A 14,867-nucleotide genomic window follows, 5' to 3' on the forward strand; every position below is an offset into this window, starting at 1 on the left:
TTCTTAATTTTTTTTGAATGGTAAACCTAATTCTCCTAATAATGACTTAGCTTCTTTATCAGTACTTGCAGATGTTACAAATGTAATATCCATACCGTTAATTTTTTTCACTTGATCAATATTAATCTCTGGGTAGATGATTTGTTCAGTAATTCCTAAATTGTAATTACCTCTTCCATCAAAACCATTAGCTTTTATACCGTTAAAGTCTCTTACACGTGGTAAAGAAGCTGTAACTAATCTATCTAAAAACTCGTACATTTTATCACCACGTAAAGTAACTTTTGCCCCAATTGGCATTCCTTTACGTAATTTAAATGCAGCAATATCTTTTTTAGACATTGTAGAAATAGCTTTTTGACCTGTAATTTTAGTCAACTCTTCTAAGGCATAATCTATTAATTTCTTATCTGCAATTGCAGCACCAACACCTTTAGAAACAACTATTTTTTCTAATTTAGGCACCTGCATTACATTCTTATAACTGAATTCTTCAGTAAGAGCATTTATTACTCTTTCTTTGTATTCTGCTTTTAATCTTGGTACGTAACTCATGATTATTATTATTTTTTAGTTTTCTTAGAGATTCTAGTTTTAGCATCTCCTTCAACCTTATAACCTACTCTTACAGCTACACCATCTTCAACTAACATTAAGTTAGAAATATGTAATGAAGCTTCTTTTTTTACAATACCACCTTGAGGATTTTGAGCACTTGGTTTAGTGTGTTTAGAAACTAAATTCACACCTTCTACTAATACTCTATCTTTATCTTTGATGATTTGTATAACTTTACCTTCTGATCCTTTATGATCTCCTGCAATTACTTTTACAGTATCTCCTGATTTTATTTTAAACTTCTTCATTTTATGATAATTTAAAGCACTTCAGGTGCTAATGATACTATTTTCATGAATTGTTTCTCACGAAGTTCACGAGCAACAGGACCGAATACACGTGTTCCTCTCATTTCCTCTGTAGGATTTAAAAGTACACAAGCATTATCATCAAATCTGATGTATGATCCGTCCTTACGTCTAACTTCTTTCTTAGTTCTTACAACAACTGCTCTAGATACTTGACCTTTCTTTACAGTTCCGTTAGGAGTTGCAGATTTAACAGATACAACAATCTTGTCTCCAATACTTGCGTAACGTTTTCTTGTTCCTCCTAAAACTCTAATAACTAAAACTTCTTTAGCTCCAGTATTATCTGCTACTTTTAATCTTGATTCTGTTTGTAACATATTATTTAGCTCTTTCTAGGATTTCTACTAATCTCCAACGTTTAGATTTACTCATAGGTCTTGTTTCCATGATTCTAACAGTATCTCCTTCGTTGCAATCATTCTTTTCGTCGTGTGCAACGTACTTCTTAGTCTTTAATACGAACTTTCCGTACATTGGGTGCTTTACTCTTTTAGTTTCTGCAACAACAATAGATTTCTCCATTTTGTTACTAGATACAACACCAATTCTCTCTTTTCTAAGATTTCTTTTTTCCATCTTTAAAATTGACTATAGAATTATTGTAATTCTCTTTTTGTTAATTCTGTTGCAATTCTTGCTACAGTTCTTCTTAAGCTTCTTAACTGCAATGGGTTTTCCATTGGAGTTATGGCGTGAGCCATCTTAAGATCAGTATAATTCTTTTGCAACGCTCCAAGCTTTTCATTAAGATCTGCTATAGATAATTCTTTTATTTCTGATTGTTTCATTTTATTTAGAATTAAGCGTTAATATCAAAATCTCTTGCTACTACAAACTTCGTTTTTACAGGAAGTTTTTGTGCTGCTAAACGTAAAGCTTCTTTTGCTACATCCATTGGTACACCACCAATTTCAAACAAAATTCTACCTGGTTTAATAACTGCAACAAAATGATCTGGTGCTCCTTTACCCTTACCCATACGTACCTCTAAAGGTTTCTTAGTGATAGGCTTGTCTGGAAATACTTTGATCCATAACTGACCTTCTCTTTTCATATGACGAGTAGCCGCGATACGAGCTGCTTCTATTTGACGAGAAGTTAACAAGTTCTGGTCTAGAGATTTGATACCAAACATTCCATTAGAAAGTTGATTTCCTCTACCAGAAATACCTGTCATATTTCCTTTCGCCTTCTGTACCTTACGGTATTTTACTCTTTTTGGCTGTAACATTTTTAATTTCTAATTTTAAAAATTATTTTCTTCTACGAGGTTGTTGACGTTTAGATCTATCACCACCACCTTTATTACCAGATTGTTTTTTAGACAAACCTACTAATGGAGATAATTCTCTCTTACCATAAACCTCACCTTTCATAATCCATACTTTAATACCTAATCTTCCATAAGTAGTATGAGCTTCAACAAGTGAATAATCAATATCTGCTCTAAAAGTAGAAAGAGGAATTCTACCTTCTTTAAAATGTTCTGAACGTGCCATTTCTGCTCCGTTTAAACGACCAGAGATTTGGATTTTAATACCTTCAGCATTCATACGCATAGTTGCCTGAATTGCCATTTTAATAGCTCTCTTGTAAGAAATTCTATTTTCAATTTGACGTGCTACACTAGTTGCAACTAATTTTGCATCTAATTCTGGACGTTTAATTTCAAAAATATTAATTTGAACTTCTTTCCCAGTAATTTTCTTAAGCTCTTCTTTTAACTTGTCTACCTCTTGTCCACCTTTCCCGATAATAATACCTGGTCTTGCAGTAGTGATAGTAACGGTTACAAGTTTAAGTGTACGCTCTATAATTACTCTAGAAACACTTGCTTTAGATAATCTAGCATTAATATACTTTCTTATCTTATCATCTTCAGCAATTTTATCTCCGTAGTCATTTCCACCGTACCAGTTAGATTCCCAACCTCTGATGATTCCTAAACGATTTCCTATTGGATTAGTTTTTTGTCCCATTTCTACTTTGATTAATTACTTAAATTTTTACTACCTAACTCTAAAGTAACGTGATTAGAACGCTTACGAATTCTATGAGCACGCCCTTGTGGAGCAGGTCTTAATCTTTTTAACATTCCTGCGCTATCTACATAAATAGTTTTTACAAATAAACTAGCCTCTTCAATAGATTTATCCTCATTTTTAGCTTGCCAGTTTGCAATTGCAGACAATAACAACTTCTCTAAATTGATTGATGCTTCTTTAGGACTAAATTTTAAGATTTGTAAAGCTTTTTCAACCTCTACTCCTCTAATTTGATCTGCTACTAAACGCATTTTTCTTGGTGACGTAGGACAGTTAGTAAGCTTTGCGAAAGCACGTTGCTTTCTATCCGCTTTTAACTGATCTGCCATATTTTTTTTACGAACTCCCATTTCCTACCTATTTTTTTCCTTTATTTTTTGCACCAGCGTGTCCTCTAAAAGAACGAGTTGGTGAAAATTCGCCTAATTTATGCCCTACCATGTTTTCTGTAACATAAACTGGTACAAACTGACGTCCATTATGAACAGCAATTGTTTGTCCTACAAAATCTGGAGTAATCATACTTGCTCTAGACCAAGTTTTGATAACAGTTTTGTTTCCAGCCTCTACATTAGCTAACACTTTTTTCTCTAATTTATAGTGAACGTAAGGTCCTTTTTTTAATGATCTTGCCATAACTTATTATTTCTTTCTACGTTCTATAATATACTTATTACTAGCTTTGGTTTTAGACCTAGTCTTAAATCCTTTTGCAGGAATACCATTTCTAGATCTTGGATGACCTCCAGAAGAACGTCCTTCACCACCACCCATTGGGTGATCCACAGGATTCATTCTTACTGCATTAGTCCTTGGTCTTCTACCTAACCATCTACTTCTACCTGCTTTACCAGATACTAATAATTGATGATCTGAATTAGACACAACTCCAATCGTAGCCATACAAGTTAACAAGATTAATCTTGTTTCTCCTGAAGGTAACTTCACTGTTGCATATTTACCATCTCTTGCCATTAATTGAGCAAAAGAACCAGCAGAACGAGCCATAACAGCTCCTTGACCTGGACGTAATTCTATACAAGAAATTGTAGTTCCTAAAGGAATTTCACTTAAAGGCATTGCGTTCCCAATTTCTGGTGCAATGCTACTTCCAGCAACTATTGTTTGACCTACTTTTAAACCGTTTTGTGCAATTACATAACGTTTTTCACCATCAGCATAACTAAGTAATGCAATAAATGCAGTACGATTTGGATCGTACTCTATAGTTTTAACTGTTGCAGGAATACCGCTTTTATCTCTTTTAAAATCGATAATACGATATCTTTGTTTATGACCACCTCCTATATTACGAGTTGTCATTCTACCTTGACTGTTTCGACCTCCAGATCGTTTTTTCGGAGCAAGTAAACTTTTCTCCGGCTTATCAGTTGTTATGGTGTCGAACCCATTTACAACTCTAAAACGCTGACCTGGTGTTATTGGTTTTAATTTTCTAACTGACATTCTGTCTTTTCTTAAAGATTGTTATAAAAATCAATGCTTTCTCCTTCTGCTAATTGAACGATAGCTTTTTTGTATCCGCTTTTAATACCTGTAACTAAACCTTTTTTAGTAAACTTAGTATTTCTTTGAATTGGATAGTTTAAAGTCTTAACGCTAGATATAGAAACACCGTAAGTTGCTTCAACAGCATCTTTAATTTCTAATTTATTAGCTTTTTTATCTACAACAAACGTATAACGGTTGAATAACTCGCTATCATTAGTTGCTTTTTCCGTGATAATAGGTTTTATTAAAATACTCATTTCGAATCCCTATTTGCTTAAATTTGTATTAATTCCTTCTAAAGAGCCTTCTGTAATAACTACTTTATTAGCGTTTAACACACCATAAGTATTTATTTCTGAAGCATTAACTACTTTAGAGTTTTTTAAGTTACGTGATGACAAATAAACATTTGCATTTTCACCACCTAATACAAACAATGATTTTTTAGTATCTAATTCTAAAGCTTTTAACACATCAACAAAGTTTTTTGTCTTTGGAGAGTCAAAATTAAAATCTTCAATTATTACTAAATTCTTATCGTTTGCTTGAATACTTAAAGCAGATTTACGTGCTAAACGCTTTAAGTTTTTATTCAATTTAAAAGAATAACTTCTTGGTCTTGGTCCGAACATACGTCCTCCACCTCTAAAAACACCAGACTTGATAGAACCTGCTCTTGCAGTACCAGTTCCTTTTTGTTTTTTTATCTTTCTTGTAGAACCAGAAATCTCTGCTCTTTCTTTAGATTTATGCGTTCCTTGACGTTGATTCGCCAAATATTGCTTTACATCTAAATAAATTGCATGATCATTAGGTTCTATACCAAATACATCTTTAGAAAGTTCAACTTTTCTACCTGTATCTTTTCCTGTAATATCTAAAACTGCTACTTTCATTATTTCTGAATAGTTACAAAAGCATTTTTGTGTCCAGGAACTGCTCCTTTAACAACAAGTAGGTTCTTTTCAGCAACTACTTTTAATACTTTTAAGTTTTGAACTTTCACTTTATCTCCTCCCATTCTTCCTGCCATACGCATTCCTTTGAATACTCTTGCAGGATATGATGCAGCACCAATAGATCCTGGAGCTCTTAAACGGTTATGTTGTCCATGAGTAGCTTGACCTACACCAGCAAATCCATGACGTTTTACAACACCTTGGAAACCTTTACCTTTTGACACACCAGATACATCAACAAACTCACCTTCTTCAAAGTGATCTACTGTAATAGCATCTCCTAATTTATACTCCTCTTCAAACCCTTGGAATTCAACGACTTTTTTCTTAGCAGTGGTGCCAGCTTTTTTAAAGTGACCGTCTAACGCTTTGTTAGAACTCTTCGCCTTTTTGTCATCGAAACCAAGCTGCAACGCATTGTAGCCGTCAACCTCTTCGGTTCTGACTTGGGTAACAACGCAAGGACCTGCTTCGATTACTGTACAAGGAATATTCTTCCCGTTTTCATCAAATAAGCTGGTCATTCCAATTTTTCTTCCTATTAACCCAGACATTTAGTTAAAATTTTAGACGATAGGCATTTACCCAGCGCGTCTATTATTAATAATTATTGTTTGAAACTAATGTTTCGTTTTTTGTCCTTAGAATTTCATCCAAAAAAAACAGCGCAAAACAAATTCAACGCTGATTTTGTTTTTCCGTTTTTCCTTTGCGAAACGCTCTGGACATGTTACTATTATTAGATTTTAATCTAAATAACAGCTTCACCCTACTCTATTTCGGGTTGCAAAAGTATAAAAAACTTTCGGTTTAACAAAATTAAACCGAAAGTTAATATTTTACTTAAACTTTTATCTCAACTTCAACACCACTTGGTAACTCAAGTTTCATTAAAGCATCAATAGTTTTCGAAGAAGAACTATAGATGTCTAATAATCTTTTGTAAGCAGATAATTGAAATTGCTCTCTAGATTTTTTGTTTACGTGTGGAGAACGTAATACTGTAAAAATCTTCTTATGTGTTGGTAAAGGTATTGGTCCGTTTACAACAGCACCAGTACTTTTAACCGTCTTAACTATTTTTTCAGCAGATTTATCTACTAAATTGTAATCGTAAGACTTTAATTTTATTCTAATTTTTTGACTCATCTTGTATTATTTATAGTAGATTAACCTTTAGATTTTGCGATAACTTCTTCAGATACATTTGAAGGAGTTTCTGCATAATGTGAAAATTCCATTGTAGAAGTAGCTCTACCAGAAGACATCGTTCTTAAAGCAGTTACATAACCAAACATTTCTGATAATGGAACTAATGCTTTTACAACTTTAGATCCAGCACGATCACTCATGTCGTTAACTTGACCTCTTCTTCTATTTAAATCTCCAACAATATCTCCCATGTTTTCTTCTGGAGTTAACACTTCTAATTTCATTAACGGCTCCATGATTTTAGCTTTTGCAGATTTTGCAGCAGCTTTATATCCCATTTTTGCAGCTAATTCAAAAGATAATGCATCAGAATCCACTGCGTGGAAAGACCCATCTTTTAATGTAACTTTCATAGAATCCATTTCATAACCTGCTAAAGGACCATTCTTCATAGCTTCTTTGAAACCTTTCTCTACAGAAGGTACAAATTCTCTAGGAACGTTACCACCTTTAATGATAGAAGAGAATTGTAATCCTTGAACACCTTCATCAGCTGGACCGATAGTAAATACAATATCAGCAAATTTACCACGACCACCAGATTGTTTCTTATAAACTTCTCTATGTTCTGCTTCTGCAGTAATAGCTTCTTTATATTCTACTTGTGGTTGACCTTGATTTACTTCAACTTTGAATTCACGTTTTAAACGATCTACAATTACATCTAAGTGTAACTCTCCCATACCAGAGATAATAGTCTGACCTGAAGCCTCGTCTGAACGAACTGTAAAAGTAGGATCTTCTTCGGCTAATTTACCTAGACCAATTCCTAATCTATCTACATCTGCTTTTGTTTTAGGCTCTACAGCAATACCAATTACTGGATCTGGAAAATCCATTGATTCTAAAACAATAGGGAATTTTTCTGCTGAAAGTGTATCTCCTGTTTTAATAGATTTAAATCCTACAGCAGCTCCAATATCACCAGCCTCGATGTAATCAATTGCGTTTTGCTTATTAGCATGCATTTGATAAATACGAGAAATACGTTCTTTTTTTCCTGAACGATTGTTCAACACATAAGAACCTGCATCTAAACGACCAGAATATGCTCTAAAAAATGCTAAACGACCAACAAAAGGATCTGTAGCAATTTTAAATGCTAAAGCCGCAAAAGGCTCATCTACACTAGGCTTACGTAATTCTTGTTCTTCTGTATCTGGATTAATTCCAACAATACCCTCTTTATCCATTGGAGAAGGTAAATAACGACATACAGCATCTAAAAGAAACTGAACCCCTTTATTTTTAAAAGAAGAACCACAAACCATAGGAATGATTGCCATATCCATAACAGCAGCTCTTAATGCAGTATGCACTTCGTCTTCTGTTATAGAATCTTCATCTTCCATAAATTTTTCTAGTAGATTTTCATCATAACTAGCAACTTCTTCAATTAATAAAGCACGATATTTACGCACTTCATCTTTCATATCTTCAGGAATAGCAACAACATCAAAAGTTGCTCCCTGAGTTTCGTCATGCCATATAATAGCACGATTCTTTACTAAATCTACGATACCTTTAAACTCATCTTCGTCACCAATGTTTAAAACGATTGGCACCGCGTTAGACTTTAACATATCTTTTACCTGTTGACAAACTCCTAAAAAGTCAGATCCTTGACGGTCCATTTTATTAACAAACCCAATTCTTGGTACTTTATAGTTATCTGCTAACCTCCAGTTAGTTTCTGATTGTGGTTCAACACCATCAACAGCACTAAATAAGAAAACCAAACCATCTAATACACGTAATGATCTATTTACTTCTACAGTAAAATCAACGTGACCAGGAGTATCAATAATATTAAAGTGATATCCCATTGTATCTGGAGTAGGCTCTGCATTTTCTAAAGGGAACTGCCATGTACAAGTTGTTGCAGCAGAAGTAATTGTAATACCTCTTTCCTGCTCTTGCTCCATCCAGTCCATTGTAGCTGCACCATCATGTACTTCTCCAATCTTATGAGACACACCTGTATAAAACAAAATACGCTCTGTAGTTGTAGTTTTTCCAGCATCAATATGTGCTGCAATCCCAATGTTTCTTGTATATTTTAAATCTCTAGCCATTTCTATTAAAATCTAAAGTGTGAGAAAGCTTTGTTAGCTTCCGCCATTTTATGAGTATCAGTACGTTTTTTCACTGCTGCACCTTCTTCTTTAGCCGCAGCTAAGATTTCGGCAGCTAAACGCTGTGCCATAGTTTTTTCGTTCCTCTTACGAGTATACAAAATCATCCATTTAATAGCCATAGATACTTTACGATCTGGTCTAATTTGCATTGGTATTTGGAATGTTGCACCACCTACACGACGAGATCTTACTTCTACGTGAGGCATCACATTTGACAAACCATCTTTCCAAATTTCTAAAGCCGATTTTTCTTCGCCTTCTCCTTTTCTTTCTTCTACGATATCCAATGCATCATAAAATACTTTAAACGCTACTGACTTCTTACCACTCCACATTAAGTTGTTAACGAAACGCGTTACTAGCTGATCATTAAACTTTGGATCTGGTAATAAGACTCTTTTTTTTGCTGCTCTTTTTCTCATGTCTTTACATTAAAAAAGTTACTAATTTTACTTTTTTGGGCGTTTCGCACCATACTTAGACCTACGTTGAGTTCTTCCCTCAACACCTGCTGTATCTAATGCTCCACGTACCACGTGATATTTAACACCTGGTAAATCTTTTACCCTTCCACCTCTAACTAATACTATCGAGTGCTCTTGCAAATTGTGACCTTCTCCAGGGATGTATGCGTTTATCTCATTACCATTTGTCAATCTAACTCTGGCAACTTTTCTCATTGCTGAATTAGGTTTCTTTGGTGTTGTAGTATAAACACGTGTACATACTCCTCTTCTTTGAGGTGACGATTGTAAAGCAGCCGATTTACTCTTCTTAGTTATTTTGGTTCTTCCTTTACGTACTAACTGTTGTATAGTTGGCATACTAAATAATTAACTGTTTTCGTTTATAATTAAACTTTCCCCTATTTTTACGGGTGGGCAAATGTACAACTATTTTCTAATTATTCAAATATCAGCATGTTATTTTTTTTGAAGTAGTATTTTTTCAACAATATTTTCTTATTTTCATTTACATTTGAACTTAATTTTAGCTTAATTTGAAACAACAAAACACCCATTACCTATATCTACTTTTTTTAATTTCTTTTTCTTTTAATATATCCGCACAAGACTATACCTTAAAAATTAACTCCAAAAAAGAAAAGGAAATAGATGTTTTAGAAAAAATTGAATACACACAAAAACATCTAGATTCTATTTCTATAAAAACAGAGTTGAGCAAAATTTCGAACTATCTAAAAAAAATAGGCTATTTTACAAATACAATAGACAGCTTAAACAAAAACAAGAATACCTACACAGCCTACTTTTCTTTAAACAAAAAAATTAGCAACGCAACAATTAAAACCTCGCCCACTTCACTACTAGAATTTAAAGGTTTAAAAATAAACGACAATCAATTTAACATCCCTATAGAAAAACTGGAATCTACTTTAACACAGTTTTCAAAAGAATTAGACAACAAAGGACTCTCTTTCTCTAAAGTTCAATTAAAAAATATTGAATTAAAAAACGACACCCTTTTTGCCAACTTAACAATACATCAATCAAAAAAGAGAAAAATCAACAGGATCATTTTAAAAGGTTACGAAGAATTTCCAAAATCATTTATTAAACATTATTTAAAAATTAAAAAAGGAGATCTTTTTAGTCAAAAAAAAATAAACAACACATCAAACATCTTACAAAATTTAAATTTTGTTAAAGAGATAAAACCGCCCGAAGTTTTATTTACAACAGATTCTACTTTAATATATATCTATTTAAAAAAACTTCAGAACAATAGTTTTGACGGATTGATAAACTTTACTACCAAAGAAAATGGAGGTGTTTTATTTACTGGTCATTTAGATTTAAAACTAAATAACATTTTAAATTCTGGAGAAAGCTTTAACTTATATTGGAATAGTATTGGAGACGAGAGACAAGAATTTAATATCTCTACGAAGATCCCTTACATTTTTAATACCATCATCTCACCAGAAATTGCATTTTCTATATACAAGCAAGATTCCACTTTCTTAAACACAAAATTTGATTTAAAACTAACACACAACCTCTCAACCAAACTAAAACTTGGTGCAACATATAATTCAGAATCTTCAGAAAATTTAAAAGAACACCTTAACAACAACATCAAAACATATAAAAACTACTTCCTAGGGCTCATCCTACTGTATAACATACCTAAAAATGATTTTTTCTACAATGATAAATTTAACATCAGCATAAACCCTGCTTTTGGAAAAAGAAAAGCAGAAAACTTAAATTCAACTCAATTTAAAATAACAGCAACCACATCCTATCTATGGGATTTAAACTCAAGAAGCAGTTTCTTTATAAAAAATAACACCGGATACTTAAACTCTGACGACATTTTAGAAAATGAACTCTTTAGAATCGGAGGAAGCAACACCATAAGAGGGTTTAATGAACAAAGTATCTTTACAAACAACTTTACTTATTTCAATTTAGAATATAGATATTTAACTTCTAGCCAATCTTACCTATACACAATTACGGATTTCGGGAGAGTTAAAACAAATTTAGACAGCAGAAATCTTATCGGATTAGGAATTGGATATTTATTCACAACCAACAATTCACAAATAAACTTAAACTTAGTCACTGGAAAAAGCTCTTCACAAGACTTCATACCTAAAGAAAGCAAACTAAGCATTAGTTGGAAAAGCTTTTTTTAATATTTCAGAATCTCATTAATAATTAGCGTTATTTAACACAATTTAACAGATTATTCCTTATTAATTAACTTTATCGTTGTGTATTCAATAATTAATTATGATATTTGAATCGAATAATTCAAATCTAATCAACAATGAAAACAAAGTTTAAAGGAATTTTAACGCTATTACTAGCGTTCCTTGTGCAAATAACATTTGCTCAAGAAAAAACAGTTTCTGGTATTGTCTCAGATAGTTCTGGAACTCTACCCGGTGTAAGTGTTGTTATTAAAGGCACTAAAAAAGGAACTCAAACAGATTTTGATGGTAAGTATTCTATTAAAGCTAAACAAGGAGACATCTTAAGTTTTAGCTATATAGGCTACAAAACTATTGAGAAAAAAGTAGATGGTTCTAATACAATAAACGTAGCTATGGAAGAAGATGCTAGTGTATTAGATGAGATTGTAGTTACCGCACTTGGTATGAAAAGAGAAGCAAAAACACTTTCTTATGCTTCACAATCTGTAAAAGGAGCTGACTTAAATTTGACGCAATCAACTAACATCAAATCTTCTCTTGCTGGTAAAGTTGCAGGGGTTCAGATTGTTGGACAAGCTGGATCAAAACTAGGACAAGCAGGAAAGATTAGAATTAGGGGAGCAATTTCTTTAACTCAAGACAACGACCCATTATACGTTGTTGACGGTGTTCCTACAGATCCAAACAATATAGACATGGACAACGTAGAAAGTTTAACCGTTCTAAAAGGACCTAATGCAACTTCTCTATACGGACAACGTGCAGATGCTGGTGTAATTGTTATAACTACCAAAGCTGGTAAAAGCGGACTAGGTGTTGAATTTACATCTTCAGCTACTTATCAAAAAGTAGCATACTTACCAAATTACCAAAACCTATATGGTGGTGGTGATGCTGGTGAAGCTTCTTTTGGTATATTCGACTACAACGGAGGTAACGGTCCTTACGGAGCTTACGATCCTTCATACGCAGCTTTAGACGGAGCACGTCACTTATTATGGGATAGTAACTATGATGATGTTAGTTGGGGGCCTAAATATGATGACCAACCATACGCACCTTGGTACACTTGGTTCCCTGGAACAGCAGACAATCCAAACCCTTATTATGGAAAACAAGTTAGTTACTCTGCACAACCCAACAATATTAAAGACTTCTATGACACAGGTATGGTACTAAAAAACATTGTATCTATCTACGGAGGTGACGATAAGTTCAATGCAAGATTAAGCTTTACAGATGTAAACCAAAACGGTATCACTCCATACACAAGCTTAAAAAAACAATACATAAGTACTAAATTTAATTATGATGTAAGTGATAAATTTAAGGTTGGTGTAAATGTAAACTTTACAAAAAGTGATGTTTTAGGAGATTATGATGATGGTTATGGTAATCAAACATCAGGATCATTCAACTCTTGGTTTCATAGAGATATCAACGTAAAAGTTTTAAAAGAGTTAAAAGATTTACAAACTCCTGATGGATATTCTGCTTCATGGAACTGGTGGGGACCAAACTACTCAACACTTGGTGGAAGTTATAAAAAACCAGCATTCTGGTTCAATCCATATACTTTTATGGAGAGATATAAAAGAACAGCTAAAAATGAAGATTTAGTAGGAAGCATTAATCTTACCTACGAATTAGATGACCATTTCACAGTAAGTGCAATAGCTTCTAGATCACAAAATAATTACGCTAGACGTTTTGAATTCCCATACAGCTTATCATATTCAGCTGCTCCGGATTTATACAACGACTGGATCAACTCATTCGGTATATATAACCGTTCAACATACGAAAACAACTACAGCTCTTCAATAACATATAAAAATGATTACGGAGATATTGACGTAGAAGCTTTTATTGGTGGAAATATTAGAAAAAATGGTTATGACCGCGCATCAACAGATATGGTGCCAGGATCAAAAACTGGTGGATTAATTATCCCTGATTTATACACGTTTTCAAATGCTGCTATTTTACCTGCAACACAAACGTATACTTACAGAAAACATGTAAAAAGTATTTACGGAAAAGTTTCTCTTGGATACAAAGACTTCTTATACCTTGATGCTTCATACAGAAAAGATTGGAGTTCATCTTTACCTAGTAACAACAACGGATACGGATATCCTTCTGTAGGTTCAAGTTTTATATTCACAAAATTAATGGAAGACAAAAGTGTTCTTTCTTTTGGTAAATTTAGAGCTGGTTGGGCGCAAGTTGGTAATGATGTAGCTGCATTAAGAATTGAACCAACCTACCCTACTTCAGACAAACCATACGGAGATTTATCACTTATGTACACGTCAGCAACTTTAATTGACCCAAATATTAAGCCAGCAATAAATACCGCTTTAGAAGCAGGTGTTGACTTAAAATTCCTAGGAAATAGATTTGGTTTTAGCGCTACTTACTATAAAGAAAACAGAAAAGACGAAATTATACCTATCAGTATCTCTTCTGCAACTGGTACTACAGAATACCTAACTAATGCAGGTGAAACACAAAGAACTGGTTTAGAACTAAGTTTTGATGCAGCCATCTTTAAAACAGAAGATTTTAATTGGATTGCAAGGTTAAATTGGGCAACAAACAAAACAACTGTAGAAAGTTTACCTGCCGACCTACAAGAAATGGAAGCTCCGGGAGGAAGCTCTGCATTTACCTTCGTAACAATGACACATCAATTAGGAAACAATTGGGGACAACTAAAAGGAGCAGGAATTAAAAGAGATGCTAACGGAAATAAAATTATTAATAGCAATGGTACCTACGCCGTAGAACAAGGTCAATATTTAGGTAGTGTTTTACCAGATTTTACTGGAGGTTTTGTAAATACCTTTAGCTATAAAGGGTTTACATTAAATGCTGCAATTGACTTTCAAAAAGGAGGAAAGTTCTTCTCTTTATCTGAAATGTGGGGTGCTAACTCTGGTTTAACAGAAGAAACAGCCGCAATTAATGACAAAGGATTCAATGTTCGTGATGATATTGCTAGCGGAGGTGGAGTACATGTTACCGGTGTTGATGCTTCAGGAGCGGCAGTAGATACTTATGTAGACGCACCTACATATTTTGCCCAATGGTATAGTAACAGATTAGCTGAACCTTTTATCCATGATGCAAGTTTTATTAAACTTAGAGAAGTAAGTTTATCTTACACTTTTCCAAAAACTGCATTTGGAAATCAAAATATCGTAGACAATGTTGTCATCAGCTTAGTTGGAAGAAATTTAGGCCTTCTATATTTATCTAAAGACAACAAACATGGATGGGATCCTTCTGAACTTTCACAAACTTATGGAGAAAGTGGTCAACTACCTGGTACTAGAAGTTTTGGAATGAACGTTAAAGTAACATTTTAAAAAACAATAAAA

19 protein-coding genes are annotated in these 14,867 nt (G+C 33.5%); 2 read left to right on the plus strand and 17 right to left on the minus strand.

The annotated features are described in order from the left end of the window. Positions 1 to 3: 3 nt before the first annotated feature. The 17 genes from rplE to rpsL all read right to left on the minus strand — a co-directional run bounded on the left by rplE (position 4) and on the right by rpsL (position 9,619). Entirely contained in the window at positions 4 to 555 is a 552-nt protein-coding gene (rplE, locus tag MC378_RS11335; RefSeq protein WP_242178878.1) for a 50S ribosomal protein L5, read from the minus strand. 8 nt (positions 556 to 563) lie between these two features. Continuing rightward, entirely contained in the window at positions 564 to 866 is a 303-nt protein-coding gene (gene rplX, locus MC378_RS11340; RefSeq protein ID WP_242178879.1) for a 50S ribosomal protein L24, read from the minus strand. An 11-nt stretch (positions 867 to 877) separates the two neighbouring features. Next, positions 878 to 1,246, minus strand: a complete 369-nt coding sequence (gene rplN, locus MC378_RS11345; protein WP_004568733.1) for a 50S ribosomal protein L14 — start codon at positions 1,244 to 1,246, stop codon at positions 878 to 880. Between the two features lies 1 nt (position 1,247). Beyond that, entirely contained in the window at positions 1,248 to 1,505 is a 258-nt protein-coding gene (rpsQ, locus tag MC378_RS11350) for a 30S ribosomal protein S17 (protein ID WP_018943599.1), read from the minus strand. A gap of 20 nt (positions 1,506 to 1,525) precedes the next feature. Further along, positions 1,526 to 1,717, minus strand: a complete 192-nt coding sequence (rpmC, locus tag MC378_RS11355; RefSeq protein ID WP_087565044.1) for a 50S ribosomal protein L29 — start codon at positions 1,715 to 1,717, stop codon at positions 1,526 to 1,528. A gap of 11 nt (positions 1,718 to 1,728) precedes the next feature. Next, on the minus strand, positions 1,729 to 2,160 hold the full coding sequence (gene rplP / locus MC378_RS11360) for a 50S ribosomal protein L16 (RefSeq protein ID WP_105050450.1): 432 nt from the start codon (positions 2,158 to 2,160) through the stop codon (positions 1,729 to 1,731). Positions 2,161 to 2,182: 22 nt separating this feature from the next. After that, positions 2,183 to 2,908 carry a 30S ribosomal protein S3 gene (gene rpsC, locus MC378_RS11365; RefSeq protein WP_242178880.1) on the minus strand — a complete coding sequence of 242 codons (726 nt, stop codon included), beginning with the start codon at positions 2,906 to 2,908 and terminating at the stop codon, positions 2,183 to 2,185. 11 nt (positions 2,909 to 2,919) lie between these two features. Continuing rightward, entirely contained in the window at positions 2,920 to 3,324 is a 405-nt protein-coding gene (rplV, locus tag MC378_RS11370; RefSeq protein ID WP_242178881.1) for a 50S ribosomal protein L22, read from the minus strand. A gap of 7 nt (positions 3,325 to 3,331) precedes the next feature. Continuing rightward, positions 3,332 to 3,610 carry a 30S ribosomal protein S19 gene (gene rpsS / locus MC378_RS11375; RefSeq protein ID WP_015482224.1) on the minus strand — a complete coding sequence of 93 codons (279 nt, stop codon included), beginning with the start codon at positions 3,608 to 3,610 and terminating at the stop codon, positions 3,332 to 3,334. 6 nt (positions 3,611 to 3,616) lie between these two features. Then, positions 3,617 to 4,441: a 50S ribosomal protein L2 gene (gene rplB, locus MC378_RS11380; RefSeq protein ID WP_242178882.1), complete on the minus strand. Its 825-nt coding sequence runs from the start codon at positions 4,439 to 4,441 to the stop codon at positions 3,617 to 3,619. Between the two features lie 11 nt (positions 4,442 to 4,452). Then, positions 4,453 to 4,743 (minus strand): 50S ribosomal protein L23, encoded by a 291-nt coding sequence (gene rplW / locus MC378_RS11385; protein ID WP_242178883.1) that lies wholly within the window; start codon positions 4,741 to 4,743, stop codon positions 4,453 to 4,455. Between the two features lie 9 nt (positions 4,744 to 4,752). Further along, the gene (gene rplD, locus MC378_RS11390; RefSeq protein ID WP_242178884.1) at positions 4,753 to 5,382 is read right to left on the minus strand and encodes a 50S ribosomal protein L4; all 630 of its coding nucleotides are present in this window, start codon (positions 5,380 to 5,382) and stop codon (positions 4,753 to 4,755) included. Beyond that, positions 5,382 to 5,999 (minus strand): 50S ribosomal protein L3, encoded by a 618-nt coding sequence (rplC, locus tag MC378_RS11395; protein WP_242178885.1) that lies wholly within the window; start codon positions 5,997 to 5,999, stop codon positions 5,382 to 5,384. The genes rplD and rplC overlap by 1 nt, the downstream gene beginning before the upstream one ends. A 289-nt stretch (positions 6,000 to 6,288) precedes the next feature. Then, positions 6,289 to 6,594, minus strand: coding sequence for a 30S ribosomal protein S10 (rpsJ, locus tag MC378_RS11400; RefSeq protein ID WP_075342599.1), 306 nt, complete (start codon positions 6,592 to 6,594; stop codon positions 6,289 to 6,291). Between the two features lie 20 nt (positions 6,595 to 6,614). Continuing rightward, positions 6,615 to 8,732, minus strand: a complete 2,118-nt coding sequence (fusA, locus tag MC378_RS11405; protein WP_242178886.1) for an elongation factor G — start codon at positions 8,730 to 8,732, stop codon at positions 6,615 to 6,617. 5 nt (positions 8,733 to 8,737) lie between these two features. Further along, a complete protein-coding gene (gene rpsG, locus MC378_RS11410; RefSeq protein ID WP_091891496.1) occupies positions 8,738 to 9,217 on the minus strand; it encodes a 30S ribosomal protein S7 in 480 nt (159 codons plus the stop codon). A 27-nt stretch (positions 9,218 to 9,244) separates the two neighbouring features. After that, positions 9,245 to 9,619 carry a 30S ribosomal protein S12 gene (gene rpsL / locus MC378_RS11415; RefSeq protein ID WP_242178887.1) on the minus strand — a complete coding sequence of 125 codons (375 nt, stop codon included), beginning with the start codon at positions 9,617 to 9,619 and terminating at the stop codon, positions 9,245 to 9,247. Between the two features lie 176 nt (positions 9,620 to 9,795). Here rpsL and MC378_RS11420 point away from each other — a divergent pair, with 176 nt between their 5' ends. Next, entirely contained in the window at positions 9,796 to 11,460 is a 1,665-nt protein-coding gene (locus tag MC378_RS11420; RefSeq protein ID WP_242178888.1) for a POTRA domain-containing protein, read from the plus strand. 134 nt (positions 11,461 to 11,594) lie between these two features. After that, complete coding sequence (locus MC378_RS11425; protein WP_242178889.1) at positions 11,595 to 14,855, plus strand: SusC/RagA family TonB-linked outer membrane protein; 3,261 nt, start codon at positions 11,595 to 11,597, stop codon at positions 14,853 to 14,855. Positions 14,856 to 14,867 lie beyond the last annotated feature (12 nt).

Source organism: Polaribacter marinus (assembly GCF_022662535.1).
GTDB lineage: Bacteria > Bacteroidota > Bacteroidia > Flavobacteriales > Flavobacteriaceae > Polaribacter > Polaribacter marinus.

Excerpts from the sequence above, each read along its gene's own strand:
- rpsJ (WP_075342599.1), bottom strand. The coding sequence starts at position 6,594 with ATGAGTCAAAAAATTAGAATAAAATTAAAGTCTTACGATTACAATTTA.
- rpsQ (WP_018943599.1), bottom strand. The coding sequence starts at position 1,505 with ATGGAAAAAAGAAATCTTAGAAAAGAGAGAATTGGTGTTGTATCTAGT.
- rpsL (WP_242178887.1), bottom strand. The coding sequence starts at position 9,619 with ATGCCAACTATACAACAGTTAGTACGTAAAGGAAGAACCAAAATAACT.
- rpsS (WP_015482224.1), bottom strand. The coding sequence starts at position 3,610 with ATGGCAAGATCATTAAAAAAAGGACCTTACGTTCACTATAAATTAGAG.
- rpmC (WP_087565044.1), bottom strand. The coding sequence starts at position 1,717 with ATGAAACAATCAGAAATAAAAGAATTATCTATAGCAGATCTTAATGAA.
- rplN (WP_004568733.1), bottom strand. The coding sequence starts at position 1,246 with ATGTTACAAACAGAATCAAGATTAAAAGTAGCAGATAATACTGGAGCT.
- rplX (WP_242178879.1), bottom strand. The coding sequence starts at position 866 with ATGAAGAAGTTTAAAATAAAATCAGGAGATACTGTAAAAGTAATTGCA.
- fusA (WP_242178886.1), bottom strand. The coding sequence starts at position 8,732 with ATGGCTAGAGATTTAAAATATACAAGAAACATTGGGATTGCAGCACAT.
- rplP (WP_105050450.1), bottom strand. The coding sequence starts at position 2,160 with ATGTTACAGCCAAAAAGAGTAAAATACCGTAAGGTACAGAAGGCGAAA.
- rpsG (WP_091891496.1), bottom strand. The coding sequence starts at position 9,217 with ATGAGAAAAAGAGCAGCAAAAAAAAGAGTCTTATTACCAGATCCAAAG.
- rplV (WP_242178881.1), bottom strand. The coding sequence starts at position 3,324 with ATGGGAGTTCGTAAAAAAAATATGGCAGATCAGTTAAAAGCGGATAGA.
- rpsC (WP_242178880.1), bottom strand. The coding sequence starts at position 2,908 with ATGGGACAAAAAACTAATCCAATAGGAAATCGTTTAGGAATCATCAGA.
- rplW (WP_242178883.1), bottom strand. The coding sequence starts at position 4,743 with ATGAGTATTTTAATAAAACCTATTATCACGGAAAAAGCAACTAATGAT.
- rplB (WP_242178882.1), bottom strand. The coding sequence starts at position 4,441 with ATGTCAGTTAGAAAATTAAAACCAATAACACCAGGTCAGCGTTTTAGA.
- rplC (WP_242178885.1), bottom strand. The coding sequence starts at position 5,999 with ATGTCTGGGTTAATAGGAAGAAAAATTGGAATGACCAGCTTATTTGAT.
- rplE (WP_242178878.1), bottom strand. The coding sequence starts at position 555 with ATGAGTTACGTACCAAGATTAAAAGCAGAATACAAAGAAAGAGTAATA.
- rplD (WP_242178884.1), bottom strand. The coding sequence starts at position 5,382 with ATGAAAGTAGCAGTTTTAGATATTACAGGAAAAGATACAGGTAGAAAA.
- MC378_RS11425 (WP_242178889.1), top strand. The coding sequence starts at position 11,595 with ATGAAAACAAAGTTTAAAGGAATTTTAACGCTATTACTAGCGTTCCTT.